The 22499-nt window shown below is 68.0% G+C and carries 27 protein-coding genes; 13 read left to right on the plus strand and 14 right to left on the minus strand.

Features of this window, described 5'->3' with window-relative positions:
• Positions 1 to 41 precede the first annotated feature (41 nt).
• On the plus strand, positions 42 to 836 hold the full coding sequence (locus A5747_RS15600) for an SOS response-associated peptidase (protein WP_076125727.1): 795 nt from the start codon (positions 42 to 44) through the stop codon (positions 834 to 836).
• A gap of 7 nt (positions 837 to 843) precedes the next feature.
• On the opposite strand, the gene A5747_RS15605 is transcribed toward A5747_RS15600, so the two are convergent.
• On the minus strand, positions 844 to 2256 hold the full coding sequence (locus A5747_RS15605) for an HNH endonuclease signature motif containing protein (protein WP_076125729.1): 1413 nt from the start codon (positions 2254 to 2256) through the stop codon (positions 844 to 846).
• 115 nt (positions 2257 to 2371) lie between these two features.
• Between A5747_RS15605 and A5747_RS15610 the strand changes: the two genes are divergently transcribed.
• Complete coding sequence (locus A5747_RS15610) at positions 2372 to 3247, plus strand: 3-hydroxyacyl-CoA dehydrogenase family protein (protein ID WP_076125731.1); 876 nt, start codon at positions 2372 to 2374, stop codon at positions 3245 to 3247.
• A 19-nt stretch (positions 3248 to 3266) separates the two neighbouring features.
• Here the strand turns inward: A5747_RS15610 and A5747_RS15615 are convergent, their stop codons facing one another.
• Complete coding sequence (locus A5747_RS15615) at positions 3267 to 3527, minus strand: hypothetical protein (protein ID WP_233148059.1); 261 nt, start codon at positions 3525 to 3527, stop codon at positions 3267 to 3269.
• A 210-nt stretch (positions 3528 to 3737) separates the two neighbouring features.
• Positions 3738 to 4598 (minus strand): NAD(P)-dependent oxidoreductase, encoded by an 861-nt coding sequence (locus tag A5747_RS15620; RefSeq protein WP_076125735.1) that lies wholly within the window; start codon positions 4596 to 4598, stop codon positions 3738 to 3740.
• A gap of 283 nt (positions 4599 to 4881) precedes the next feature.
• On the opposite strand from A5747_RS15620, the gene sigH reads away from it, so the two are divergent.
• A complete protein-coding gene (gene sigH / locus A5747_RS15625; protein WP_175611160.1) occupies positions 4882 to 5526 on the plus strand; it encodes a sigma-70 family RNA polymerase sigma factor SigH in 645 nt (214 codons plus the stop codon).
• The gene (gene rsrA / locus A5747_RS15630) at positions 5523 to 5825 is read left to right on the plus strand and encodes a mycothiol system anti-sigma-R factor (protein WP_076125739.1); all 303 of its coding nucleotides are present in this window, start codon (positions 5523 to 5525) and stop codon (positions 5823 to 5825) included. The genes sigH and rsrA overlap by 4 nt, the downstream gene beginning before the upstream one ends.
• Positions 5826 to 5846: 21 nt before the next feature.
• Here the strand turns inward: rsrA and A5747_RS25790 are convergent, their stop codons facing one another.
• Positions 5847 to 5921 (minus strand): 50S ribosomal protein bL37, encoded by a 75-nt coding sequence (locus tag A5747_RS25790; RefSeq protein ID WP_003416889.1) that lies wholly within the window; start codon positions 5919 to 5921, stop codon positions 5847 to 5849.
• 210 nt (positions 5922 to 6131) lie between these two features.
• On the opposite strand from A5747_RS25790, the gene A5747_RS15635 reads away from it, so the two are divergent.
• Both A5747_RS15635 and A5747_RS15640 read left to right on the plus strand, forming a co-directional pair.
• Positions 6132 to 6347, plus strand: coding sequence for a biotin/lipoyl-binding carrier protein (locus A5747_RS15635; protein WP_076125798.1), 216 nt, complete (start codon positions 6132 to 6134; stop codon positions 6345 to 6347).
• Positions 6348 to 6368: 21 nt separating this feature from the next.
• A complete protein-coding gene (locus A5747_RS15640) occupies positions 6369 to 7868 on the plus strand; it encodes a sensor histidine kinase (RefSeq protein WP_076125741.1) in 1500 nt (499 codons plus the stop codon).
• Between the two features lie 62 nt (positions 7869 to 7930).
• Here the strand turns inward: A5747_RS15640 and whiB1 are convergent, their stop codons facing one another.
• Both whiB1 and A5747_RS15650 read right to left on the minus strand, forming a co-directional pair.
• On the minus strand, positions 7931 to 8185 hold the full coding sequence (gene whiB1, locus A5747_RS15645; RefSeq protein WP_068070345.1) for a transcriptional regulator WhiB1: 255 nt from the start codon (positions 8183 to 8185) through the stop codon (positions 7931 to 7933).
• Positions 8186 to 8453: 268 nt separating this feature from the next.
• The gene (locus A5747_RS15650) at positions 8454 to 9428 is read right to left on the minus strand and encodes a diacylglycerol kinase family protein (RefSeq protein ID WP_076125743.1); all 975 of its coding nucleotides are present in this window, start codon (positions 9426 to 9428) and stop codon (positions 8454 to 8456) included.
• A gap of 119 nt (positions 9429 to 9547) precedes the next feature.
• Between A5747_RS15650 and A5747_RS15655 the strand changes: the two genes are divergently transcribed.
• Positions 9548 to 9958 carry a hypothetical protein gene (locus tag A5747_RS15655; RefSeq protein WP_076125745.1) on the plus strand — a complete coding sequence of 137 codons (411 nt, stop codon included), beginning with the start codon at positions 9548 to 9550 and terminating at the stop codon, positions 9956 to 9958.
• On the opposite strand, the gene A5747_RS15660 is transcribed toward A5747_RS15655, so the two are convergent.
• Genes A5747_RS15660 through A5747_RS15670 form a run of 3 tightly spaced genes read right to left on the minus strand, consistent with a single transcriptional unit; the run spans position 9910 to position 12088 of the window.
• Positions 9910 to 10392 carry a GNAT family N-acetyltransferase gene (locus tag A5747_RS15660; protein ID WP_076125747.1) on the minus strand — a complete coding sequence of 161 codons (483 nt, stop codon included), beginning with the start codon at positions 10390 to 10392 and terminating at the stop codon, positions 9910 to 9912. The two genes, A5747_RS15655 and A5747_RS15660, sit on opposite strands and share 49 nt — an antisense overlap.
• Positions 10389 to 11501 carry an isochorismate synthase MenF gene (locus A5747_RS15665; RefSeq protein ID WP_076125749.1) on the minus strand — a complete coding sequence of 371 codons (1113 nt, stop codon included), beginning with the start codon at positions 11499 to 11501 and terminating at the stop codon, positions 10389 to 10391. The genes A5747_RS15660 and A5747_RS15665 overlap by 4 nt, the downstream gene beginning before the upstream one ends.
• On the minus strand, positions 11498 to 12088 hold the full coding sequence (locus tag A5747_RS15670) for an acid phosphatase (protein WP_076125751.1): 591 nt from the start codon (positions 12086 to 12088) through the stop codon (positions 11498 to 11500). The genes A5747_RS15665 and A5747_RS15670 overlap by 4 nt, the downstream gene beginning before the upstream one ends.
• Before the next feature lie 84 nt (positions 12089 to 12172).
• Between A5747_RS15670 and A5747_RS15675 the strand changes: the two genes are divergently transcribed.
• Positions 12173 to 12973 carry a ParA family protein gene (locus tag A5747_RS15675; protein ID WP_076125753.1) on the plus strand — a complete coding sequence of 267 codons (801 nt, stop codon included), beginning with the start codon at positions 12173 to 12175 and terminating at the stop codon, positions 12971 to 12973.
• An 18-nt stretch (positions 12974 to 12991) separates the two neighbouring features.
• Here A5747_RS15675 and A5747_RS15680 read toward each other — a convergent pair whose 3' ends face one another.
• Together A5747_RS15680 and A5747_RS15685 are read right to left on the minus strand one after the other, a co-directional pair.
• The gene (locus tag A5747_RS15680; RefSeq protein ID WP_076125755.1) at positions 12992 to 14242 is read right to left on the minus strand and encodes a hypothetical protein; all 1251 of its coding nucleotides are present in this window, start codon (positions 14240 to 14242) and stop codon (positions 12992 to 12994) included.
• Between the two features lie 14 nt (positions 14243 to 14256).
• A complete protein-coding gene (locus A5747_RS15685) occupies positions 14257 to 15822 on the minus strand; it encodes a DEAD/DEAH box helicase (protein WP_076125757.1) in 1566 nt (521 codons plus the stop codon).
• Between the two features lie 245 nt (positions 15823 to 16067).
• On the opposite strand from A5747_RS15685, the gene A5747_RS15690 reads away from it, so the two are divergent.
• Positions 16068 to 16775: a ferritin-like fold-containing protein gene (locus A5747_RS15690; RefSeq protein ID WP_076125758.1), complete on the plus strand. Its 708-nt coding sequence runs from the start codon at positions 16068 to 16070 to the stop codon at positions 16773 to 16775.
• Positions 16776 to 16778: 3 nt separating this feature from the next.
• On the opposite strand, the gene A5747_RS15695 is transcribed toward A5747_RS15690, so the two are convergent.
• Positions 16779 to 17573 carry an MmpS family transport accessory protein gene (locus A5747_RS15695; protein ID WP_233148060.1) on the minus strand — a complete coding sequence of 265 codons (795 nt, stop codon included), beginning with the start codon at positions 17571 to 17573 and terminating at the stop codon, positions 16779 to 16781.
• A 204-nt stretch (positions 17574 to 17777) separates the two neighbouring features.
• Here A5747_RS15695 and A5747_RS15700 point away from each other — a divergent pair, with 204 nt between their 5' ends.
• Positions 17778 to 18065, plus strand: a complete 288-nt coding sequence (locus tag A5747_RS15700; protein ID WP_170874559.1) for a DUF3107 domain-containing protein — start codon at positions 17778 to 17780, stop codon at positions 18063 to 18065.
• On the opposite strand, the gene A5747_RS15705 is transcribed toward A5747_RS15700, so the two are convergent.
• Complete coding sequence (locus tag A5747_RS15705; protein ID WP_076125761.1) at positions 18052 to 18735, minus strand: TetR/AcrR family transcriptional regulator; 684 nt, start codon at positions 18733 to 18735, stop codon at positions 18052 to 18054. The genes A5747_RS15700 and A5747_RS15705 overlap by 14 nt on opposite strands.
• 197 nt (positions 18736 to 18932) lie before the next feature.
• On the opposite strand from A5747_RS15705, the gene A5747_RS15710 reads away from it, so the two are divergent.
• The 3 genes from A5747_RS15710 (at position 18933) to A5747_RS15720 (ending at position 22186) form a co-directional block, all read left to right on the plus strand.
• Positions 18933 to 19979: a DUF3152 domain-containing protein gene (locus A5747_RS15710; RefSeq protein WP_076125762.1), complete on the plus strand. Its 1047-nt coding sequence runs from the start codon at positions 18933 to 18935 to the stop codon at positions 19977 to 19979.
• Between the two features lie 109 nt (positions 19980 to 20088).
• Positions 20089 to 21294 (plus strand): adenylyltransferase/sulfurtransferase MoeZ, encoded by a 1206-nt coding sequence (gene moeZ, locus A5747_RS15715; protein WP_076125764.1) that lies wholly within the window; start codon positions 20089 to 20091, stop codon positions 21292 to 21294.
• 37 nt (positions 21295 to 21331) lie between these two features.
• On the plus strand, positions 21332 to 22186 hold the full coding sequence (locus tag A5747_RS15720; protein ID WP_076125800.1) for a TIGR02569 family protein: 855 nt from the start codon (positions 21332 to 21334) through the stop codon (positions 22184 to 22186).
• Between the two features lie 4 nt (positions 22187 to 22190).
• Here A5747_RS15720 and A5747_RS15725 read toward each other — a convergent pair whose 3' ends face one another.
• Entirely contained in the window at positions 22191 to 22499 is a 309-nt protein-coding gene (locus A5747_RS15725; RefSeq protein WP_076125766.1) for an MGMT family protein, read from the minus strand.

Below are 22499 nucleotides of genomic sequence, written 5' to 3' on the forward strand. Positions count from 1 at the left end.
TACATCATCGCTTGTGACCGCGTTCTGCCACCATGGGTGGTATGTGCGGACGGTTTGCGGTCACGACGGATCCGGCCAAGCTGGCCGAGAAGATCAAGGCGATCGACGAGGCCACGGGCGCGGCGCCCGATGCAAAGACGCCCGATGCAAAGACGTCCGATGTTGGCAGGCCCAACTACAACGTGGCGCCCACCTCAACGATCGCCACGGTCGTCACCCGCCACAGCGAGCCCGACGACGAACCGACCCGGCGCGTCCGGCTCATGCGGTGGGGGTTGATCCCGCCATGGGTCAAGGCCGGTCCCGACGGCGCGCCAGAGAACAAGGGCCCGCTGCTGATCAACGCCCGGGCCGACAAGGTCACCACCTCGCCCGCGTTTCGCGGTTCGGCCAAGGGCAAGCGCTGCCTGGTGCCGATGGACGGCTATTACGAGTGGCGCGTGAACGCTGATACTCCGGGCGGAAAGAAGTCGAGCAAGACGCCGTTCTACATGTACCGCAGCGACGGGGAGCCGCTGTTCGCTGCGGGCCTGTGGGCGGTGTGGAAACCCGCGAAAGACGCTGCGCCGCTGCTGAGTTGCACGATCATCACCACCGACGCCGTCGGCGAGCTCGCCGAGATCCACGACCGGATGCCGTTGATGCTCGCCCCAGCCGATTGGGACGCCTGGCTGAATCCCGATGCCGCCCTTGACCCCGAATTCCTCACTCGGCCGCCGGATGCCGGCGACATCGAACTACGTGAGGTGTCCACACTGGTCAACAACGTTCGGAACAACGGTCCGGAGCTGCTCGCGCCGGCCGATCCGGAAACTGGGCAGCCGATTCTGCTATAGCGGCGCGCTATGCCGCGTCGTCATCGTCGGCGGCGTGGTCATCGGCGTCGTGGTCGTCGACGTCCCCGTTGTGCAGGAGTTTTTCGGGGTGCCAGTAGCTGTTGGTGCGGGGTTGGCCCCGGTCGAGGTGTGGGGGTGGGATCCATTCGGTTTCGCCCTTGGCGTTTTTGCGGGTGCTCCAGCCGCCGGGTTGGACGATGTGGTGTTGGGTGGGGCAGCCGAAGGTGAGGTTGTCGACATCGGTGCAGCCACAGGTGGCGTAGCCGACCACGTGGTGGACCTCGCTGTAGTAGCCGGGCACGGTGCAACCGGGCGCGGTGCAGCCACGATCCTTGGCGTACAACACGATTCCTAGTGCGGGGGAGGCCAGGCGTTTGGTGTGATAGAGCGCCAGGGTTTTGCCCTTGTCGAAGATGGCGAGGTAGTGGCGGGCGTGGCGGGCCAGGCGGATCACGTCGCTCATGGGCAAGATGGTGCCCCCGCCGGTCAGTGCGCGTCCGGCGGCGGCTTCCAGTTCGGCCAGGGTGGTGGTGACGATGATGGACGCCGGTAGTCCGTTGTGCTGACCGAGCTTGCCCGACGCCAGTAGTGCCCGCAGCGCGGCGTTGAGCCCATCGTGGTTGCGCTGGGCAGCCGAGCGGGGGTCGTTGTCGATGGCTTCTTGCATGGGTGCGCCGTCCACGCATGGGGTCTGATCGTCGGGGTTGCACATGCCGGGCGCGGCGAGCTTGGCCAGCACGGCCTCGAGGGTGGCTCGCAGCTCGGGGGTCAGCCACGCGCGCAGCTGCGACATGCCGTCGGCTTGTTGGTGGCCCAGGGTCAAGCCGCGGCGCCGGGCGCGGTCGTCGTCGGTGTAGGTGCCGTCGGGGTTGAGGCAGTCGGCCAATGTGTCGGCCAGTGCGGCGAGTTGTTCGGGCCGAAACTGGGTGCCCTGCTCGGCCAGCTTGGCTTCGACTTGCTCGCGGGTGGCGTGGTCGATCCAGCCGGGCAGTTGGTGGAAAAAGCGGCGGATCACCGCCACCTGCCCGGCCCCCAGCTCGGCCCCGCGTTGCGCGGCGGCAGTATTGGCCAACACCGGCTCCAGCGGTTCACCCGTCAGGCCACGGCGCGGCCCCAGATCGGCGGCCTCGTTAATCCGCCGGGCTGCTTCGGCCTTGCTGATCAGCGTTCGCTCGGCGATCGCGTGCGACAGCTTGCCGCCCAACTCGTCTGGAGTCGATTGGCGGGCAACGTGATTGATCAATTTGTGCTCCGGGGCCGGTAACCGTCGCCGCCAGCGTTCACTGCGCTCCAACAGTCCCAGGCACTCCGGGGTGGTCAGCGCGTCGAATTCCAGCCCCGCCACACCGTCGAGCGCGGCGTCTACCGCGTCGAATGCAGCCGTGATCGCGTCACGATCGACAATCCCGCCCGAACTCATAGCGCGAAACTATCCGAGCCCACCGACAAAAACGCCACCCAGGGACTGCTGAAACTAAAGTGGCGCAAGTGATTTAGTGCCATGAAGTTTTATGCGCGCGACTTAGTATGCGTGTGTGACTGGCTCGTATACATATACGTTCGACGACATCCGGAACCGCCCCGTCGCGGTGATCGGGGCGGGCACGCTGGGCCGCCGCATCGCGCTGATGTTCGCCAGCCGCGGCGGAACCGTGCGAATCCATGCTCGGCGGGCCGAACAGCTAGCCGAAGCGACGCAGTATGTTGCCGAGTCGCTACCGCAGCTGGTGTCCGAGCGAGGCTTTGGCGAGGTCGGCGTCGCAACTCCCACGACATCGCTGGGCGAAGCGTTGGACGACGCTTGGCTTGCCGTCGAGTCCGCACCGGAGAAGCTCGAAATCAAGATCCCGCTGTGGGGCCAGATCGACCAGGCGGCACCGGTGGACACGATCTTCGCGACGAATTCGTCGTCCTACCCGTCGCGGCTGATGGCCGAAAACGTGCGCGACAAGACACGTTTGTGCAACATGCACTTCTACATGCCGCCTCAGGTCAACGCGGTCGACCTCATGTCCGACGGCGAGACCGACCGCGGCCTGCTCGACACCCTGCTGACCGTCCTGCCCGAGTTCGGCGTGCATCCGTTCGAGGCGCGCAAGGAATGCACCGGGTTCATATTCAACCGCATCTGGGCGGCCATCAAGCGGGAGTCGCTGGCCGTCGTCGCCGAGGGCGTGGCCCGTCCCGAAGACGTCGACGGCATGTTCAGAGTCAACTGGGGCGTGCCGGCCGGGCCGTTTCAGATGATGGACCTGGTCGGCCTGGATGTCGTGCTCGACATCGAAAACCACTACGCGCAAGAGTTTCCGCACCTACCGAAGCACGTGCGCGAGTTGTTGCAGGCCTACATCGATGCCGGCAAGCTCGGCATCAAGACCGGCGAGGGCTTCTACTCGTATCGAACGGCGTAAGCCGGGATGGTGAGCCGGTTCAGTTGCTGAGCACCAGGCGCCAGCTGCCGGGAGTCACCCGATCCGGGACGCACCAGAAGTTGTTCCAGTTGCCCGGCGTCGTCGCCTTCACGCCCGGGCCGGCGTCCTGACACGCCGCCCGAGTCGGATAGTTGCCCTCGGTCTGAATCGTGTCGGCGTTGGCGACGCCCACGCCGGCGGTCAACAGCCCCGCGACGGCCAGCGCACCGGCGGCGGCAATCGTCGCGCCTGTCTTCTTCATTGATCGCTTCGGTTCCATCGAGTCCTCCTGTGGTGTTGCATGGACCAGCGTTAACGTGGAGTGTAGTCAACTGACTACACTCCACGCAAGGGCCATTATTCACCACGTGTGCAGAGAGGGTGAGGCGCGCGAGCGTAACGCTGCTGCGAAAAATCGGGCCACTTTTGACCGTGGCGTTACGCTCGCGATCCTTAAGCCGCGAGCGCCGGCGTGGCAGCGCCCGCCACGCTAGGGTCCGGTGTATCCCGGCGGGTTGACGCCGTCGACCCAGAAGTCGACGCCGAGTTGCGCGCCCGGCACGCAGTTGTACACCGACAAGTCGGTGACGCCGGACTCGACCAGCACGTCCTCGCACAGCAGCGTGTTGCCGGTGTATTCGCGTGCCGGCTTGGTGAGGATGACGTAGGCCGCGTCCGAATACACCTCGGGCTTGCGGGCCCGGCCCATCGCCTCTTCGCCGCCGAGCAGGTTCTGCACAGCGGCGGTGGCCACCAAAGTGCGCGGCCACAATGTGTTCGACGCGATGCCGTCGTCGCGCAGTTCCTCGGCCATCCCGAGCGCGCACAGCGTCATGCCGAACTTGGCCATCATGTACGCCGTCGGCTTCAGCCATTCCTTGCCGAGCAGCACCGGCGGCGACAGCGTCAGAATGTGCGGGTTTTCGCGGCCTTTCAAATGCGGAATGCACGCCTGCGACACCGCGTACGTGCCGCGCACCTGGATCCCGTTCATCAGGTCGAACCGCTTCATCGGCACCTCGGTGATGGACCCGAGGTTGATCGCCGAGGCGTTGTTCACGCAGATGTCGATGCCGCCGAATTGCTCGACGGTCTTGGCAACGGCAGACTCCACGGACTCGGGGTCGCGGACATCTCCGACGATCGGCAGCGCCTGTCCGCCCGCCTCTTCCAGCTCCTTGGCCGCGGTGTAGACCGTGCCCGGCAGCTTCGGGTGCGGGTCGGCGGTCTTGGCGATCAGGGCGACGTTCGCGCCGTCTTGCGCGGCGCGCTTGGCGATCGCGAGGCCGATGCCGCGGCTCGCGCCGGAGATGAACATGGTCTTGCCCTGGAGGGGCTTCGCGTGGGACATGGCGTCACACTAACGTCCCGCCGCAACCGGCCCTGGTGGGGGACCACTGGATCCAGGGGACGGAAAGGGCAGGAAATAGCGCGCCGGCCAACGCTGTTAAACCAGCAGGTTACTGATGCGCCTGGGGCAGGCCCGGGCGGGCGGTGTCGGAAGCAGCCTTTAGATTGGGAGGAGCAGTCTGGTGTCAACGGCGACGAGCCTGTTGACTCGCGTTCCTGCGAGTCCGGTGGAGCTTTCGACGCTGCCCGGCGACACCGCAGCAGAAGGGACCGTGTTGACCGATATGGCCGACCCCCAAGATGGCCGAGAGGATGGCGGCCTCGCGACCCCCGAAGAGACCGACGAGGAACTGACGGCGCGTTTCGAGCGCGACGCGATTCCGCTGATCGACCAGCTCTACGGCGGCGCCCTGCGCATGACCCGCAACCCCGCCGACGCCGAGGATCTGCTGCAAGAGACCATGGTGAAGGCCTACGCGGGATTTCGCTCCTTCCGGGCCGGTACCAACCTCAAGGCGTGGCTGTACCGGATCCTGACCAACACCTACATCAACAGCTACCGCAAGAAGCAGCGCCAGCCCGCCGAGTATCCGACCGAGGCGATCACCGACTGGCAGTTGGCGGCCAATGCCGAGCATTCCTCCACGGGGTTGCGCTCGGCCGAGGTCGAAGCCCTCGAGACGCTGCCGGACACCGAGATCAAAGAGGCGTTGCAGGCGTTGCCGGAAGAGTTCCGGATGGCCGTCTACTACGCCGACGTCGAGGGCTTCCCCTACAAAGAGATCGCCGAGATCATGGACACGCCGATTGGGACGGTAATGTCTCGGCTGCACCGCGGTAGACGTCAGCTGCGCGGATTGTTGGCCGACGTGGCCAAGGAGCGAGGGTTCAACCGCGGCCCACAGGCGCACGAGGAGGTGTCGTCATGAGCGAGTTTTCCGGCCCCGTTGACTCGTGCCCCGACGACGATTCCCACGGCAGCATCGGGTGCGCGGAAGTGATCGCAGAGGTATGGACCCTGCTTGACGGTGAATGCACGCCCGAGGCCAAGGAGCGGCTGCGCCAGCATCTGGAGGCCTGCCCCGGATGCTTCAAGCATTACGGCCTCGAGGAGCGGATCAAGGCACTGATCGCCACCAAGTGCAAGGGTGAGAGGGCCCCCGAGGCACTAAAGGAGCGCCTCCGGCTGGAGATCCGCCGGACGACGATCATCCGGGGCCTGGAGTAGCGCCCGAACTACCGCCGGCGGCTACGAGTTGGGCCGTTTGCCGTGGTTGGCTTTGCTGTACTTACGATCGCGCTTCTTGCGGCCACGCTTGGCCATCGTTTCGAACCTCCGGGATTGCTGGGATGCCGGGCGCCGGGCGCCCGCACGTTGCCGCCCAGTCTCTCACGGGACGCGGCGCGCCGCGTCGACGGCCCGCGCGCCGCGGTCTGGGCCGGTCTTGTGGTTCGATATACAGGACCAGCAGCCAGCATGCGCAGTGGCCGAAAGCAGTGGCCGAAACAAATGGCCGATACGAGTGGGGTGAAGATGGCCGAGGATGTTCGCGCCGAGATCGTGGCCAGCGTGCTCGAAGTCGTTGTCAAAGAGGGTGACCAGATCGGCAAGGGCGACACGGTGGTGCTGCTGGAATCGATGAAGATGGAGATCCCGGTCCTGGCCGAGATCGACGGCACCGTGAGCAAGGTAAGCGTCTCGGTCGGCGATGTCATTCAGGCGGGCGACCTCATCGCCGTCATCAGCTAGGCCCCGGAAAAAGCTTGGCCGATGTCCACTCTCGGTGATCTGCTTGCCGAGCACACGATGCTGCCCGGCAATGCGGTGGATCACCTGCACGCGGTGGTCGGGGAGTGGCAGCTGCTGGCGGACCTGTCGTTCGCCGATTACCTGATGTGGGTCCGCGACGACGGCGTGCTGGTGTGCGTGGCGCAATGCCGGCCGAATACCGCGCCGACGGTTCTGCAGACCGACGCGGTGGGTAGCGTCGTACCCGCCGACCAGCTGCCGCTCGTCGCCGAAACCTTCAGTTCGGGCGCGATCGGCAGGGAAAGTGTTGTGGGGCAAGAGCATTCGTGGCCGCTGCCCGGTCCGCACGTTGCGGCGTCCCCGGTGCGCTACGGCGAGCAGGTGGTTGCCGTGCTGACCCGGCATCAAACCGCGGTGGCCGCCGATCGCACGTCGGGTCAGTTGGAGACGGCCTACCGGGACTGCGCCGAGGACCTCGTTCACATGCTTGCCGAGGGCACCTTTCCCGACGTGGGGGACGTGGCCATGTCGCGCTCGACCCCGAGGGCGGGCGACGGCTTCATCCGTCTCGACGTCAACGGTGTGGTCGCCTACGCCAGCCCCAACGCGCTGTCGGCCTACCACCGGATGGGCCTGACGACCGAGTTGGAGGGCCACAACCTCATCGAAATCACGCGGCCGCTGATCTCCGATTCGTTCGAGGCGCAGGAGATGGCCGAGCACGTGCAGGACCTGCTGGCCGGCGGGAAGAGCATGCGGATGGAGGTCGACGCGGGCGGCGCGACGGTGCTGCTGCGCACGCTGCCGCTGGTGGTGCACGGCTCGAGCGCCGGTGCCGCGGTGCTGATCCGCGATGTCACCGAGGTGAAGCGCCGCGACCGGGCCCTGATTTCCAAGGACGCCACGATCCGGGAGATCCATCATCGTGTGAAGAACAACCTGCAGACGGTGGCGGCGCTGCTGCGCCTGCAGGCCCGCCGCACGGTCAACGCCGAGGGCCGGGAAGCCCTGATCGAGTCGGTGCGCCGGGTGTCGTCGATCGCGTTGGTGCACGACGCGTTGTCGATGTCGGTCGACGAGCAGGTGAACCTCGACGAAGTCATCGACCGGATCCTGCCGATCATGAACGACGTCGCGTCAGTGGACCGGCCGATCCGGATCAACCGGGTCGGCGACCTGGGCGTGCTGGACTCCGATCGCGCGACGGCGCTGATCATGGTGATTACCGAGCTCGTGCAGAACGCGATCGAGCACGCGTTTGATCCCGCGGCCGCGGAGGGATCCGTGACGATTCGCGCAGAGCGTTCCGCGCGCTGGCTCGACGTCGTGGTGCACGACGACGGGCGGGGGCTGCCCGAGGGATTCAACCTGGAGAAGTCCGACAGCCTGGGCCTGCAGATCGTGCGGACCCTGGTGTCGGCGGAGCTGGACGGCACGCTGGGCATGAGTGAAGCCTCTGAGCGCGGCACGGATGTGGTGTTACGGGTGCCCATCGGCCGCCGGACCCGGTTACTGCTCTAGTGCCCACGCAACAGTGCGGCCCCGACGATCGTCAGGGCCGCACTGTAAGTGGAGAAACTGGGTCAGACTCCGCTGCGGGCCTTCGTCCGGGCGTTGCGGCGCTTCAGCGCGCGCCGCTCGTCTTCGCTCATTCCGCCCCAGACGCCCGAGTCCTGGCCGGTGTTCAGAGCCCAGGCGAGACACTCTGTGGTCACCGAGCACCGATTGCAGACCAGTTTCGCGTCAGCGATCTGCGCGAGCGCCGGACCGCTGTTCCCCACCGGGAAGAACAGCTCCGGGTCCTCGTCGCGACAGACCGCCTTGTGGCGCCAATCCATACGTTGTTACTCCTCACTGAGTGCGCAGCAAGGCGCACGGGCATTTTCTTCGGCTGTTAAGCGTGCACAAGAAAAGGTTTCCGTACCTTACGAATTTTCTGCATGCAACCTTTCGATCGTTTCACAGGCACAGAAGATGTCAATAGCGTGCGTTAGCTCGTGGGCTATCTCACTTTGGCGATCTCGTACCCATGGCCTCACTCCGTTGTACTAGACTGAGCGGCCGCCGTCGCCCGGCGCAATTTCCACGGGCCCGATCGATGTTGCGTTATCGCAGGTCAGGTACGTTTTTCGCGGGCGGCGCGGCGACGGCGAGCAGGTCGGGGACCGACCGGAACGTCATGGTTTCGCGCAGGCCGAGATAATCGCCGTCGAACTGGCTGGGAATCGGCCCGGCGGTCGAGGTCACTCGGACCCAGGCCGCGTCGTCGTCGCGCACCACTTGTTTCACATTCGGCTTGGGGCCCTTCGAGAGGATCTGGCGCAGCACGTTCAGCGTCGGCAGCACCTTCATGCCGTCGAGCGCGAAGACGCCGAGGCCCGACTCGAAGGTGCAGCGGGGGTTGGTCACCAGCGGCCGGTTGTTGCTGTAGGTCCACGGACTGGTGTTGGACACCCACACGAAGTGCACGCCCGGGACCGGATCACGGTCGGGCAGCTCCAGCGTCAGCACAGGGTCGCGGCGCCTGAACGCGAGCGTGACGGGAATCGCCACCCGCCAATAGCGCAGCGCGTTGACCTTGACGCCCTTGTCGCGCTGGGCCTCCACCGCGGCCACCACCTCCGCGTCGACGCCCATCCCGGCGTTGACCAGCGCCCACCGCTCACCGCAGTCGATCAACCCGATGCGGCGCCAAGTCTGGTGCCGGCGGTAGTCATCGAGCAGCTGAATGAGCTGGTTGGTGGCGGCGACGGGGTCCTGGGCGATGCCCAGCGATCGGGCCAGCACGTTCGCCGAGCCGCCGGGCACCACCGCGAGCGCGGGCAGGTGCTCGGCCCGCGGCGAGCCGGGGGCGCCGAGCAGACCGTTGACCACCCCGCTGACCGTGCCGTCGCCGCCGTGCACGACGACCAGGTCAACCCCGTCCGCCGCCGCAGCCTGCGCGATTTCGCCGCCGTGACCGCGGTGGCTGGTGTGCTCGACGGTGAGCTGAAGGCGGCTTTTCAGCGCGTGCGCCAGCAGATCGCGAGCGGCCGGGGTGGTGGAAGTGGCTGTTGGGTTCACGATCAGCACGGCGCGCATGATGCACGAGCTTATGCGGGGCGGTTAAGACCCCGCTGTGGGGGAACCGGCCGCTCGCGGGGCCGGGCGGGCTCTACGCTGACGCTGTGAATTCGCCGGCTCCAGCCCCCGCCCCAACCATGGTGCGTGTCGCGGGATGGATCGTCGCGGTGCAGGGTGTGGCCGCGCTGGCGGTGGCCGCGGTGTTGGTGGTGCGCGGGATCGCCGGTGCCGACCAGCGCGTGGTCAACGGCCTGGGCACCGCGGTCTGGTTCGTCCTGGCGGGTGCCGTGGTGCTCGCCGCGGGGCGGGCGCTGGTGATCGGCAAGCGTTGGGGCCGCGGGCCGGCGGTGTTCACCCAGCTGCTCCTGCTGCCGATTTCCTGGTATGTGGCGGTGGGCTCGCATCAGCCGGCGTTCGGGATTCCCGTCGGCGCCCTGGCACTTTCCGCGGTGATCCTGCTCTTCACTCCGCCGGCCGTGCGCTGGGCCGCCGGCGGCGATCAGCGCGGTCCGGCCAGCTCGGCCAACGGCGGACCGGACAGCCGATAGGTGGTCCACTCGCGCTGCGGTTGCGCGCCGATTTGGTCATACAGCGCAATGGCATTGGCGTTCCAGTTCAGCACGGCCCACGACAATCGCGTGTAGCCGTTGTCGATGCATTCGCCCGCCAGCGCCCTCAACAGCGCGCGGGCCAGGCCGCGGCGGCGAAACCGCGGGCGGACGAACAGGTCCTCGAGGTAGATTCCCGCCACGCCGTCCCACGTGGAGAAGCTGAGAAACCACAGCGCCATCGCGGCGATCTGGCCCTCGACTTCCGCGACGTGACCGTGCACCGTCGGCGGACTACCGAAAAGCGCTGTGGAGACGTGCGTTTCGGTCACTGTGCATTGCTCGGCAGCGCGTTCGAATTCGGCCAGCCCGTGGATCATTTCGGCAATATCGGCGCAGTCTTGTCGTGCCGCGCGGCGGACAATTACGCTCATTGGTCGACTCCCAGCGCGCGCAGTATCGTGGCGAATTTCGTTGTCGTCTCGTCGACTTCGTCATCGGGGTCCGATTCGGCGACGATGCCTCCACCGGCGTGCGCGACGGCCGTGCGGCGGTCCGCCGATAGCTGCGCGCAGCGCAGGGACACCACCCAACGCCCGTCGCCGTCGGCGTCGCACCAGCCCACGGCTCCCGCGTAGAAGCCACGGTCCCCTTCCAGTTCGGCGATGAGCGCGGAGGCGGCCTTGGTCGGCACCCCGCCGACCGCGGGGGTGGGATGCAGCGCCAACGCCAGATCGATTGCGGTAGTTGACTTGTCGCGCAACCGACCGCTGATCGGTGTGCACAGGTGCCAGACCGCGGCCGTGCGGCTCAATTGCGGCTCGGAAGCGATCGTCAGGTCGTCGCACAGCGGCTCCAGGGCGGCCCGCATCGTGTCGATGACCAGCTGATGCTCGTGACGGTTCTTGGCCGAGTCCGCCAGGGCGGCGCCGTTGGCGGCGTCGAGGTCCGCGTCGCGGGCGCGGGGCGCCGAGCCGGCGAACGGCCGGCATTCGACGCGATCACCGACGCGTGCGACCAGGAGTTCAGGGCTGGCGCCCACCAGCGCCGCGCCCGCGTAGCCATCGCGCCCGGAGCCGCCGGCCGCGGTCAGATCGGCGAGATAGCCGTAGGCGGTCGGGTCGGCGGCGACCAGCCGGCCCAGCACGACGCGCGCGTCCAGCGGAGCATCGGCGACCAGCCGCAGGGCGCGAGCGAGCACCACCTTGTGCAGCGGGCTGCCCGGGGCGGTGAGCCGGTCCCGGGCGCGGCCTATCCGGTCGCGGTAGTCGGCGGGCGGCGGAATGGCGGCGGCGACCCGCACCGGGGGCAGCGGGCCCGTCGGCCAGTCGGGCGGGCCGTCGGTGCGCAGCACGGTGTTCGGAACCAGCAGCGCGGCGGGTGCGTCGATGTCGAAAGGCAACGCGCCCAACACGATTGGAGCCGACCCCGTTCGCAGTGCCGCTTGCGCCGCCCGCACGTCGCTGTAGCGCGTCCGCACCCCGTCGGCGACCAGAGTCCCGCGCGGCCCGCACAGCGCGAACGGCGGTTCGGCTGCGGTCACTGACCGGTCAACCCGAGCGCACAGAGTTGTCGCACCCCGTGCTCGAAGCCGCAGACGGCGATGGACGCGGTGATCATCCCGAAGCGGCGGCCTTCGACGAGCGGCAGCTCGACCCACCGCGTGATCACCGCGCGGGAGAAGTGGCCATGGCTCACGAACAACACGTCGCGCGACTCCATGTGCTCCAACGCCATCGCGACGGCCCGGTCGGCGCGCTCGCTGACCTGCGCGACGCTCTCGCCGCCGGGGCAGCCGTGCGTCCACACCAGCCAGTCGGGCACCGACTCCTGGATCTGCGCCGTGGTCAGGCCCTCATACGACCCGTAGTCCCACTCGGCGAGCAGTGGTGAGACCTCGTCGATGGTGAGCCCGGCCAATTCGGCGGTCGCCAGGGAGCGTTGCCGCGGACTGCTGATCACCAGCGGGTCAACGAGTTTCAGTTCGCCCAGCGCCCGCCCGGCCAGCTTGGCCTGCGTGCGGCCGGCATCGGTCAGCTCGACCTCGGTGCGGCCGGTGTGCTGGCCCGATTTCGACCACTCGGTCTCGCCGTGGCGCAGCAGCACCAGACGATGATTGTGCAAGCCCATGCCGACCGATTCTGCCCGAGACTTTTGGGCCCCCAAAAGACGAAGCCCTTAGCAGCCGGCCCCGAACGTGCCAGGATGGCGCGTATGACTAAGACCCGGGTACTGGCGGTGGCCAACCAGAAGGGCGGGGTGGCGAAAACCACGACGGTGGCCTCGCTGGGTGCGGCGATGGTGGACAGCGGCCGGCGGGTGCTGCTTGTCGATCTGGACCCGCAGGGTTGCTTGACCTTCTCGCTGGGCCACGACCCCGACAAACTACCGGTGTCGGTGCACGAGGTGCTGCTCGGTGAGGTCGAACCCAACGCCGCGCTGGTCACGACGATGGAGGGAATGACGCTGCTACCGGCCAACATTGACCTGGCCGGTGCCGAGGCGATGCTGCTGATGCGGGCGGGCCGCGAGTATGCGCTCAAACGGGCACTGGCCAAGGTTTCCGACGACTTCGACGTGGTGATCATCGACTGCCCGCCGTCGCTGGGTGTGCTCACCCTCAACGGGCTGACGGCCGCGGACGAGGTCATCGTGCCGTTGCAGTGCGAGACGCTGGCCCACCGCGGCGTCGGCCAATTCCTGCGGACCGTCGCCGACGTCCAGCAGATCACCAACCCGAATCTGCGGATGCTGGGCGCGCTGCCGACACTGTACGACTCCCGCACCACGCACACCCGCGACGTGCTGGTCGATGTGGCCGACCGGTACGACCTGCCGGTGCTCGCCCCGCCGATCCCGCGCACGGTGCGCTTCGCCGAGGCCAGCGCATCCGGCTCGTCGGTGATCGCCGGGCGCAAGAACAAGGGCGCGACCGCCTACAAGGAGCTGGCGAAGGCGCTGATGAAGCACTGGAAGTCCGGCAAACCGCTGGCCACGTTCGCCGTAGAGATTTAGCGGCGCGCGGCCGCGGGATCAGCCCAGCGCCACCACGGTGTTGCCGCGCTGCTCGAAAACCCGGGAACCGGACACGGCCGGGACGACGGGCGTTCCCGGCTGCGCCGGGCTGGCGGCCCGATCGACTGGGATGTAGCGCTCGCTGGAGCCGTTGACCGGGTTGTACACACCGATCGCGCCGGTGACCGGCACCAGCAGCTTGCCCGCCATCATCACGCCCGGCCCCAGCGGCGCCGTCGTCTCGCCGGCGGCAATGGTATAGCGCGGGGTCAGACTGCTCGCGTCGAAGACCATGACGGAATCGCCGGTCCACCAGGTCACCACGTTGCCCGTCTGGGACACCCCCGCTTGGGACACCAATGCCGAGCTCGACGGAGGCTTGGGCAGCAGGGTGCTCGACACGGTGGTGCCCGTGTCATCGATCACGTCGACCCTGGGTTGCGAGCCGGACCCGCCGGGCAGATACACCGCGGTGTTGTTCTCCCGGACGGCCAGCACGCGGGCGCCCGAATCCGCGGTGATCCCGGGTTCCGAGACGACGTGTTGTTGGGGTTCGTCGTCTTCCTTGGCCGGGCGCAGCAGGACCAGCCGCAGATCCGCCTGATTGACGCAGCTTTCGAACACCGAGACCGCCGACGAGCTGGCGGCCGCCGAGACCAGCTTGCATCCGGAGTGCAGGCCCCGCGCCGACGGTTTCACCCGGGCATCGGTCTCGCCGTAGGCCAGCATCCGGACCATGTCCGAGCGCCAGAGTTCCAGCCGGGTATCGCCCGCCGACAACACCGTCGTGCCGTCGGAGGAGAGGCGGACCCGCGGGTCGGCATTACCGCTGCGGGCGGGCCCGCGGCGACCCGTTGATCCGTCCAGCGTGCTGACCTGACCGCAACCGCGGTCGTCCCGGTAGACCGCGACGGCGTAGCGGTAGAGCCACGTCACCCCGCAGAGATCGGTGTCGCGCTCATAGCTCCAGCGTGACTGCCCGGTGCCGGCGTCGCGCCCGTCGAGCCGGCGTCTGTCGGCGGTGGTGACCGTTCCGCCGACCACGATGGGTGCCGTGGTGGCGACGCTCGTCGCCGTCCACAGCTGACGCAGGGCTGCGGGCACTTCGCGGGCCGGGGCCGGGTTGGGCGCGCCGACGGCGGCCGGCCGGCTGATGGCGGCCCGCGCGTCGCTGGTCCACCAGATCAGTGCGGCGGTGGCGGCGACGACGATCGCGATCGCCGTGGCGGCCATGATGTCGCCCTTGGTCCGGCGTTCGGGTCTGACCATGCCGCGGCGTGGGCTCAGTTGGCGAGCGCGGATGCGGCGGTGGTTTCGGCGGGCTTGCGCCGGCGCCGGCGGCGCCGGTTGGTGCCGCTGCCGTTGGAGCCCTGTTTCTCTGCGGCGACTCCGCCATCGCCATCGCTGGTGGTTCCGTTGCCGGCCGGGTGGCCGGAGACGGGCTGCCCGCCGCGGGTGCGACGTCGCCTCGCACCGGAGCGGTTGGACTTCTGGCCCGCACCCTGGCCGGAACTTTGGCCCGAGCCCTGACTCGAGCCCTGGCTCGAGCTCTTGGTGTCGCGGCGCTTGACCGGCGACCTACGCGGTGCGCCGACCTTGCCGCCGGCCTCGGCCGGGATGCCCAGCTCGGCGTACAGATGCGGTGAGTTGGAGTAGGTCTCGGCCGGGTCGGGGGTGTCCAGGCCCAGCGCCTTGTTGATCATCGACCAGCGGGGCAGCTCGTCCCAGTCCACCAGGGTGACCGCGACGCCGGCCTTGCCGGCGCGGCCGGTGCGGCCGATCCGGTGCACGTATGCCTGTTCGTCCTCGGGGATCTGGTAGTTGATGACGTGCGTGACGTCGTCGATGTCGATGCCGCGGGCGGCCACGTCGGTTGCGACCAGCACGTCGATGTCGCCGGTGCGGAATGCCTTGAGCGCCTTCTCGCGCGCTATCTGTCCGAGGTCGCCGTGCACCGCGCCGACCTTGAAGCCGCGTTCGGCCAGCTCGTCGGCCACCTTCTGCGCGGTGCGCTTGGTGCGGGTGAAGATCATGGTGGCGCCACGGTCATTCGCCTGCAGCACCCGGCTGACCAGCTCCACCTTGTCCAGCGCGTGGGCGCGGTAGACGAACTGTTCGGTGGTGTCGTGGGTGGCGGCCGAGTGCGGGGCCTCGGCGCGGATGTGGGTGGGCTGGTTCATGAACGTGCGGGCCAGCGTGATGATCGGGTCCGGCATGGTCGCCGAGAACAGCATCGATTGCCGGTCGGCGGGAATCTGGCGCAGAATGCGCTCGATGTCCGGCAGGAAGCCCAGATCGAGCATCTCGTCGGCCTCGTCGAGCACCAGCACAGAGAGCCCACCGAGCTGCAGGTGACCCTGCTGGCAGAGGTCGAGCAGCCGGCCCGGGGTGCCCACCACGACGTCGGCGCCGGTGCGCAGCGCCTCGATCTGCGGCTCGTAGGCCCGGCCCCCGTAGATCGACACCACGGACAGCGGGCGGGCGCCCTCGGCGGTCAGGTACTTGGCCGCCGTGGCCAGGTCCCCGGTGACCTGCAGGCAGAGTTCGCGGGTCGGCACGACGACCAGCGCGCGAGGCGCGCCGTTGAGCGGTCGGGCTTGAGTGTTCGAGCCGCCGGCGGTGATCCGCTGCAGCAGCGGCACGCCGAACGCGAAGGTCTTGCCCATGCCGGTGCGGGCCTGGCCGATCACGTCGTCGCCGGCCAGGGCAAGCGGCAGGGTCAATTCTTGGATGGCAAAAGGACTTTCGATGCCTTCTTCGGCAAGCGCGCGCACGACTTCGTCGCGGACGCCGAGCTTGGCAAACGTATTTTGGGGGGTCAGTTCAGTTGCGCTTGTGAGTGCGGTCATACGCGGGTGATGTGCCTTTCGGTGACGTCTTCGGTTGGTCGGTTTCTGTCGCGGTCACGCGCGCACGAACTCCGACTCCACGTCGCCGAGTGCGGGCCCCTGCATTCGTTTTGGGCGGGCCAGCTGTGCACGCACATTTCGCCGGTGGCAACGGCAGAAGAAATACCGCCACCACCTCCAAGCATGATAGCTGGTCAACAGCCGGCACCCATCTTCCGCCAGGTCCGGCGACTAGAGTGTTGCCCATGTCCCCGCCCCTTCCCGGGCCCTCCTCCGCCGACCAGGTGGACGATTCGCCTACCCCACGCCTCACCGCGGACCACCCAGGCGTCAACGAACTGTTCGCGGTGCTCGCCTACGGCGAGATCGCCGCGTTCTACCGCCTGACGGACGAGGCCCGCATGGCTCCTGACCTGCGGGGACGCATCTCGATGGCGAGCATGGCCGCCGCCGAGATGCAGCACTACGAACTGCTGCGCGACGCCCTGGAAAAGCGGGGCGTCGACGTGGTGTCGGCGATGTCGAGGTACGCGTCGACGTTGGAGAACTACCACCGGCTGACCACGCCGAGCACCTGGCTGGAAGCCCTGGTGAAGACGTACGTCGGCGACGCTTTGGCCGCCGACCTCTACCTGGAAATCGCCGACGTGCTGCCCGACGAAGTCGCCGACGTGGTGCGGGAGGCCCTGTCGGAGACCGGGCATTCCCAGTTCGTCGTCGCCGAGGTGCGCGCGGCCGTGACCGGCAGCAGCAAGCAGCGCAGCCGCCTTGCGCTGTGGGCGCGTCGCCTGTTCGGCGAGGCCATCACGCAGGCGCAATACCTGCTGGCCGATCACGACGAGCTGGTCGACCTGGTGGTCTCCGGTACCGGCGGCCTGAGCCAGCTCGGCGCGTTCTTCGACCGGCTACAGCAAACCCACGACCGGCGGATGCACGAGCTCGGCCTGAGCTGACCCTTAGCGGGTGCAGGTCGCCATGATCGAGTTGTTGGCCGACACCGCCACCGCTTGACCCTCGGCGTTGACGATCGAGCAATTCAGCCGACCGTAAATGCTGGTCGCGACGACCGACTCGGTCTGCACACCCGGATTCAGCACAACGACCTTGGACCAGGGCAGCGACACGTTGAACTCGGTCTGCGGGTAGCCCTGGGCGTCGGTGTAGACGATGTTCACCAGGTCCAGCAGCTGCTTCGTCCCGGTCACGGTGTAGAGGACGGTGCGTGGGTTCACCGCGATCGGTGGCGGCGCGGCCGTGGCGGGGGGCGCGGCCGTAGGCGCCAGGGTCGGCGCGGTGGTCGGCGGCTGCGTCGGAGCCGCGCGGGGCGTCGTCACGGTGGTGACCGTCTCCTGCGGGAGCGGCGATTGGCTCGGCGCCGCGCTGGGCGGGCTCGTGGTCCGCGGCGCGGAGGTCAGCGTCTGCGGGGCGGGTCCCACAGTCGCCTTCGTCGATGCGCTGTCGCCGCTGTTGAGGACGACGGCGGTCGCGATCGCCCCGAGCGCGACCACGGCGGCGAGGATGGCCGTGACCGGGCGCACACGAAAATCGGCCGGCCAGCCCGTCCAGCTGTAGTCGCCCTCGGACCCGGCCCGGTACAGCTCCTCGGTGTCGCCGTCGCCGTCACGGTCAAAGTCGTAGTCGCGGTCGTAGTGGCGGTCGTAGTCGCGGTCGTAGTCGTCGTAGTCCAGGTCGTAGCCGTCGCGGCCCGGGCGGGCGCGAACCCTGTCGATAGGGGGCAGTGTGGTACCCATGGTGCCGAAGTTAGCCATGTGAAAACACGGATCCGCCGTCGAACCCGGGTGTGAACCCAGCTGGTAGCCAATCGTTACCTCTCCGCGACCGACGTTTCGCTGACCGCGAACCCCGGGGCGCGCCGTGCGCTTGGCGCATCCACTAGCCTGCTGCTGACACGCCTGCGACTTCACCGCTACCGCAAGCTGCTACTGGAACCGCTCATGGAAGGGGCCACTGTGGAGGTCAAAATCGGTATCTCGGACAGTCCGCGCGAGCTGGTCTTCTCCAGCGCGCAGACACCCGGTGAAGTCGAAGATGTCGTCGCTGCCGCGCTGCGCGAGGGTGCGGGCCTGGTCAGCCTGAGCGACGACAAAGGCCGTCGCTTCCTGGTTCAGACCGACAAGATCGCCTACGTCGAGATCGGCGCGGCCGACGCTCGCCGCGTCGGCTTCGGAATCGGGGCGGAGTCTGCCGCCAAAATCGTTGGGAAGGCCGCTAAGAGCGAGTGAGCGGCACGTGTGACAGCCCGCCCCACGCGAACTGAACGGTGCCCTCCACGGCGTCCGACTTGGAGATCGGACGATCCGAGTCCAGCCAGTATCTGGCGCAGTCCACGCTGATCCCGACCAGTCCCACCGCGATCATCCGGGCGCGGTGCGGATCGAGTCCCGAGTCCTCGCTGATCAGCGCGAACACCGCGTCGATGCACGACTCGGTGGCGACCCGCACCTGCGCGGCGACCTCGGGTTCGGTGACGTAGTCGTTCTCGAAAATCAGCCGGTAGCCCTGGCTGTCGTGCTCGATGAAGTCGAAGAACGCCTGCACCGCCGAATGCAGCCGCCGCCGGTTGTCGGTGGTGGTGCTCAGCGCCTGCTGCACGCCCGACACCAGGTTGTCGACGTGCCGATGAAGCACGGCCAGGTAGAGCTCCAGCTTGCTTGAAAAATGTTGGTACAGAACGGGTTTGCTGACTCCGGCCCGTTCGGCGATCTCGTCCATGCCGGCCGCATGGTAGCCACGGTTGACAAAGACGTCGCTGGCCACGACGAGCAATTGCCCACGACGCTCATCGCGGGGCAGCCTGTTGCCGCGCCGGTTCGGGGTCGCCATGCCGTCTCCCGGCCGAGGGGCGCCCGGTTTGACGGCACGTCGTGCCGCCGCCTTGGCGAGTTCGCTCATCGAGTCCTCATCTAGTTGGTGGCATCTCGTTGGTGGCAAATCTATTGGGTGGCAACTGACTCCTCGGATGCCCCGGGTCAGCCGCGCGCGGCTCGTCGCACAGACATTACTACCCGTGGCGTCCCGACGGCCGTCATCGGCGCGGCATTCGGGCGCGCCAGGGACAACCTCCGTGCCGGCTGTGCCATTCTGGGGCAATGACGTCCCAGCAGCCCGGGCGCGGCACCGGCCAGGTTCCCGTGCTGCGCGACGAGTGGCGAGAACCACTGCGGGCCCAGCGGGATCCGATTGGGCGCGATCCGATCGGGCGGGGAGGGCGGGCTCGCGCCGATCGTGGGCGGCAGCGCCAGTGGCGCAAACAAACATGGTTGGGACGGTTCGTATCGACGTACGGCTGGCGGGCATACGCGCTGCCCGTCCTGGTGGCGCTCACCGCGGTGGTCATCTACCAGACGGTCACCGGCACGGGCGCTCCGAAGCCGACGGCGAGTCAGCCCATTCAGGGGCCGCCGGACATCGGCGCGGTGGGCACCGCGATCATCGACGCCCCGCCGCGCGGCTTGGCCACGTTCGACGCCGACCTGCCGGCCGGGACGCTACCCGACGGCGGCCCCTTCTCCGAGGCGGGCGAGAAGACCTGGCACGTGGTGCCCGGCACCACGCCGCAGCTCGGCCAGGGCACCGCCAAGGTGTTCAAGTACACCGTCGAGGTCGAAAACGGCATCGACCCCTCGATGTTCGGCGGCGACATGGCATTCGCCGAAATGGTCGACCAGACGCTGGCCAATCCCAAGGGCTGGACGCACAACCCGCAATTCGCGTTTGTCCGGATCGACGGCGGCAACGGGGTGAAGCCCGACTTCCGGATTTCGCTGGTGTCTCCGGTGACCGTGCGCGAGGGATGCGGCTACGAATTCCGGCTGGAGACGTCGTGCTACAACCCGGTATACGGGCCGGAGCGGCAGGCGCGGGTTTTCATCAACGAGGCGCGCTGGGTGCGCGGAGCCGTCCCGTTCGAAGGCGACGTCGGCTCCTACCGGCAGTACGTGATCAATCACGAGGTCGGCCACGCCATCGGGTACGTGCGTCACGAGCCCTGCGACAAGCAAGGTGGCCTGGCGCCGGTGATGATGCAGCAGACGTTCTCCACATCCAACGACGACGCCGCCAAGTTCGACCCCGACTACGTCAAGGCGGATGGCAAGACCTGCCGATTCAATCCCTGGCCCTACCCGATCGCGTAATCGCGGGCGGCCCCCGCGCGCCCCGGGAAGCAACCGTCGGTGTTTGCCGTTGTTTCGGGCAACTGCTGTGATGGATAGAGCTGACGAAAGCCAACCGAGGAGATGTTCGGTGTCGACGTCCCAGGCGTCCCAGACTTCCCAGACATCTTTGCCGCCGCTGGTCGAGCCCGCACGCCAGCTGAGTCGCGATGAGGTGGCCCGCTACAGCCGTCATCTGATCATTCCCGACCTGGGCGTCGACGGGCAGAAGCGACTCAAGAACGCGCGGGTGCTGGTGATCGGCGCCGGCGGGCTCGGGGCGCCCGCATTGCTGTATCTGGCCGCGGCCGGCGTCGGCACGATCGGCATCGTCGACTTCGACGTAGTCGACGAGTCGAACCTGCAGCGCCAGATCATCCACGGCGTGGCCGACGTCGGGCGGTCCAAGGCCCAGTCGGCGCGCGACTCGATCGCCGCGATCAACCCGCTGGTCGACGTGCGGTTGCACGAATTCAGGCTGGAGCCCGGCAACGCCGTCGACCTGTTCGCGCAGTACGACCTGATCCTGGACGGCACCGACAACTTCGCCACGCGGTATCTCGTCAACGACGCCGCGGTGCTGGCCGGCAAGCCCTACGTGTGGGGTTCGATCTACCGCTTCGAGGGGCAGGTTTCGGTGTTCTGGGAGGACGCCCCCGACGGGCGCGGCCTCAACTACCGCGACCTGTACCCGGAGCCGCCGCCGCCCGGCATGGTGCCGTCCTGCGCGGAAGGCGGTGTGCTGGGCATCATCTGCGCTTCGATCGCGTCGGTGATGGGCACCGAGGCCATCAAGCTGATCACGGGAATCGGCGAACCGCTGCTGGGCCGGCTGATGATCTACGACGCGCTGGAGATGAGCTACCGCACGATCAGCATCCGCAAGGACCCGTCGACGCCGAAGATCACCGAGCTGATCGACTACGAGGATTTCTGTGGCGTGGTGTCCTCGGACGCCGCCGACGCGACCGCCGGCTCCACCATCACCCCGCGGGAGTTGCGCGAGCTGCTCGACTCCGGCAAGAAGCTGGCGCTGATCGACGTTCGCGAACCGGTGGAGTGGGACATCAATCACATCGAGGGCGCGCAGCTGATCCCGCAGTCATTGATCAACTCCGGGGAGGGTCTGGCGAAGCTGCCGCAGGACCGGATGCCGGTGCTGTATTGCAAGACGGGCGTGCGCTCGGCCGAGGCGCTGGCCGCGCTGAAGAAGGCCGGATTCTCTGACGCGGTGCATCTGCAGGGCGGGATCGTGGCCTGGGCCCAGCAAATGCAGCCCGACATGGTGATGTACTGACGCAATTCCGCAGGTGGGCTCGTTTAGGCTGGTCTGCGTGACCCTCGAGCCGCCGCCCGAACTTGTGCTGACGGCGTTCGGTTTGACCGGTGTCAAGCCCATCGCCCTCGGCGCCGGCTGGGAAGGCGGCTGGCGATGCGGCGAGGTCGTGTTGTCGATCGTGGCCGACCACGCGCGCGCCGCCTGGTCGGCGCGGGTCCGCGAGACGCTGTTCGTCGACGGGGTGCGCCTGGCCCGGCCGGTCCGCTCGACCGACGGACGCTACGTCGTCTCGGGCTGGCGAGCCGACACGTTCGTCGCCGGCACACCAGAAGCCCGGCACGACGAGGTGGTCTCGGCGGCGGTGCGGCTGCACGAAGCCACCGGCAAACTGGAGCGCCCCCGATTCCTGACCCAGGGGCCCACCGCGCCGTGGGGAGACGTCGACGTCTTCATCGCGGCGGATCGCGCCGCGTGGGAGGAGCGGCCGCTGGCCTCGGTGCCGCCGGGGGCGCGCACCGCGCCGCCGAGCGCGGACGCCCAGCGGTCGGTCGAGCTGATCCACCAGCTCGCCACCCTGCGCCGCCCCACCAAGAGCCCCAACCAGCTGGTGCACGGAGACCTTTATGGCACAGTGCTTTTCATCGGCACGGCCGCGCCGGGGATCACCGACATCACGCCCTACTGGCGACCCGCGTCATGGGCCGCGGGTGTGGTCGTCGTCGACGCGTTGTCCTGGGGCGAGGCCGACGACGGACTAATCGAACGCTGGAGCGCGCTGCCGGAGTGGCCGCAGATGTTGTTGCGCGCGTTGATGTTTCGCCTCGCGGTGCATGCCCTGCATCCGCGGTCGACGGCGGAAGCCTTCCCGGGCCTGGCCCGCACCGCGGCGCTGGTCCGGTTGGTGCTCTGAATCGCTAACTCCCGGACGGGAACTCGTAGCGCACCTCACGCAACGGAATCTTGCCGTCGACGGCCAGAATCCCCTCGGCGCGCAGCAGTTCCAGCTGCCGGCTGGTCAGGTGCCGCGCGGGACGCCCGGATGCGGTGATCACGCGGTGCCAGGGCAGGTCGGAGGAGTCGACCCGCATGATCCATCCGACGATGCGGGGACTGGAAAGCCCTGCGACGGCAGCGATGTCGCCGTAGGTAGCCACCCTGCCGGACGGAATGGACGCGACAAGCGAGCGGACCCGCTCGACCTGCTCGTCGGTCACCTGCGCCAT

Source organism: Mycobacterium sp. IS-836 (assembly GCF_001954275.1).
Classification (GTDB): Bacteria; Actinomycetota; Actinomycetes; order Mycobacteriales; family Mycobacteriaceae; genus Mycobacterium.

Coding starts and splice junctions, on each gene's coding strand:
- A5747_RS15615 (WP_233148059.1), bottom strand. CDS start 3,527: ATGGAACCGAAGCGATCAATGAAGAAGACAGGCGCGACGATTGCCGCC.
- A5747_RS15710 (WP_076125762.1), top strand. CDS start 18,933: ATGACGTCCCAGCAGCCCGGGCGCGGCACCGGCCAGGTTCCCGTGCTG.
- A5747_RS15600 (WP_076125727.1), top strand. CDS start 42: ATGTGCGGACGGTTTGCGGTCACGACGGATCCGGCCAAGCTGGCCGAG.
- A5747_RS15725 (WP_076125766.1), bottom strand. CDS start 22,499: ATGGCGCAGGTGACCGACGAGCAGGTCGAGCGGGTCCGCTCGCTTGTC.
- A5747_RS15700 (WP_170874559.1), top strand. CDS start 17,778: ATGGAAGGGGCCACTGTGGAGGTCAAAATCGGTATCTCGGACAGTCCG.
- A5747_RS15635 (WP_076125798.1), top strand. CDS start 6,132: ATGGCCGAGGATGTTCGCGCCGAGATCGTGGCCAGCGTGCTCGAAGTC.
- rsrA (WP_076125739.1), top strand. CDS start 5,523: ATGAGCGAGTTTTCCGGCCCCGTTGACTCGTGCCCCGACGACGATTCC.
- A5747_RS15655 (WP_076125745.1), top strand. CDS start 9,548: ATGGTGCGTGTCGCGGGATGGATCGTCGCGGTGCAGGGTGTGGCCGCG.
- A5747_RS15605 (WP_076125729.1), bottom strand. CDS start 2,256: ATGAGTTCGGGCGGGATTGTCGATCGTGACGCGATCACGGCTGCATTC.
- A5747_RS15660 (WP_076125747.1), bottom strand. CDS start 10,392: ATGAGCGTAATTGTCCGCCGCGCGGCACGACAAGACTGCGCCGATATT.
- A5747_RS15685 (WP_076125757.1), bottom strand. CDS start 15,822: ATGACCGCACTCACAAGCGCAACTGAACTGACCCCCCAAAATACGTTT.
- whiB1 (WP_068070345.1), bottom strand. CDS start 8,185: ATGGATTGGCGCCACAAGGCGGTCTGTCGCGACGAGGACCCGGAGCTG.
- sigH (WP_175611160.1), top strand. CDS start 4,882: ATGGCCGACCCCCAAGATGGCCGAGAGGATGGCGGCCTCGCGACCCCC.
- A5747_RS15670 (WP_076125751.1), bottom strand. CDS start 12,088: ATGGGCTTGCACAATCATCGTCTGGTGCTGCTGCGCCACGGCGAGACC.
- A5747_RS15620 (WP_076125735.1), bottom strand. CDS start 4,598: ATGTCCCACGCGAAGCCCCTCCAGGGCAAGACCATGTTCATCTCCGGC.
- A5747_RS15650 (WP_076125743.1), bottom strand. CDS start 9,428: ATGCGCGCCGTGCTGATCGTGAACCCAACAGCCACTTCCACCACCCCG.
- A5747_RS15675 (WP_076125753.1), top strand. CDS start 12,173: ATGACTAAGACCCGGGTACTGGCGGTGGCCAACCAGAAGGGCGGGGTG.
- A5747_RS15695 (WP_233148060.1), bottom strand. CDS start 17,573: ATGGGTACCACACTGCCCCCTATCGACAGGGTTCGCGCCCGCCCGGGC.
- A5747_RS15705 (WP_076125761.1), bottom strand. CDS start 18,735: ATGAGCGAACTCGCCAAGGCGGCGGCACGACGTGCCGTCAAACCGGGC.
- A5747_RS15690 (WP_076125758.1), top strand. CDS start 16,068: ATGTCCCCGCCCCTTCCCGGGCCCTCCTCCGCCGACCAGGTGGACGAT.
- A5747_RS15680 (WP_076125755.1), bottom strand. CDS start 14,242: ATGGTCAGACCCGAACGCCGGACCAAGGGCGACATCATGGCCGCCACG.
- A5747_RS15640 (WP_076125741.1), top strand. CDS start 6,369: ATGTCCACTCTCGGTGATCTGCTTGCCGAGCACACGATGCTGCCCGGC.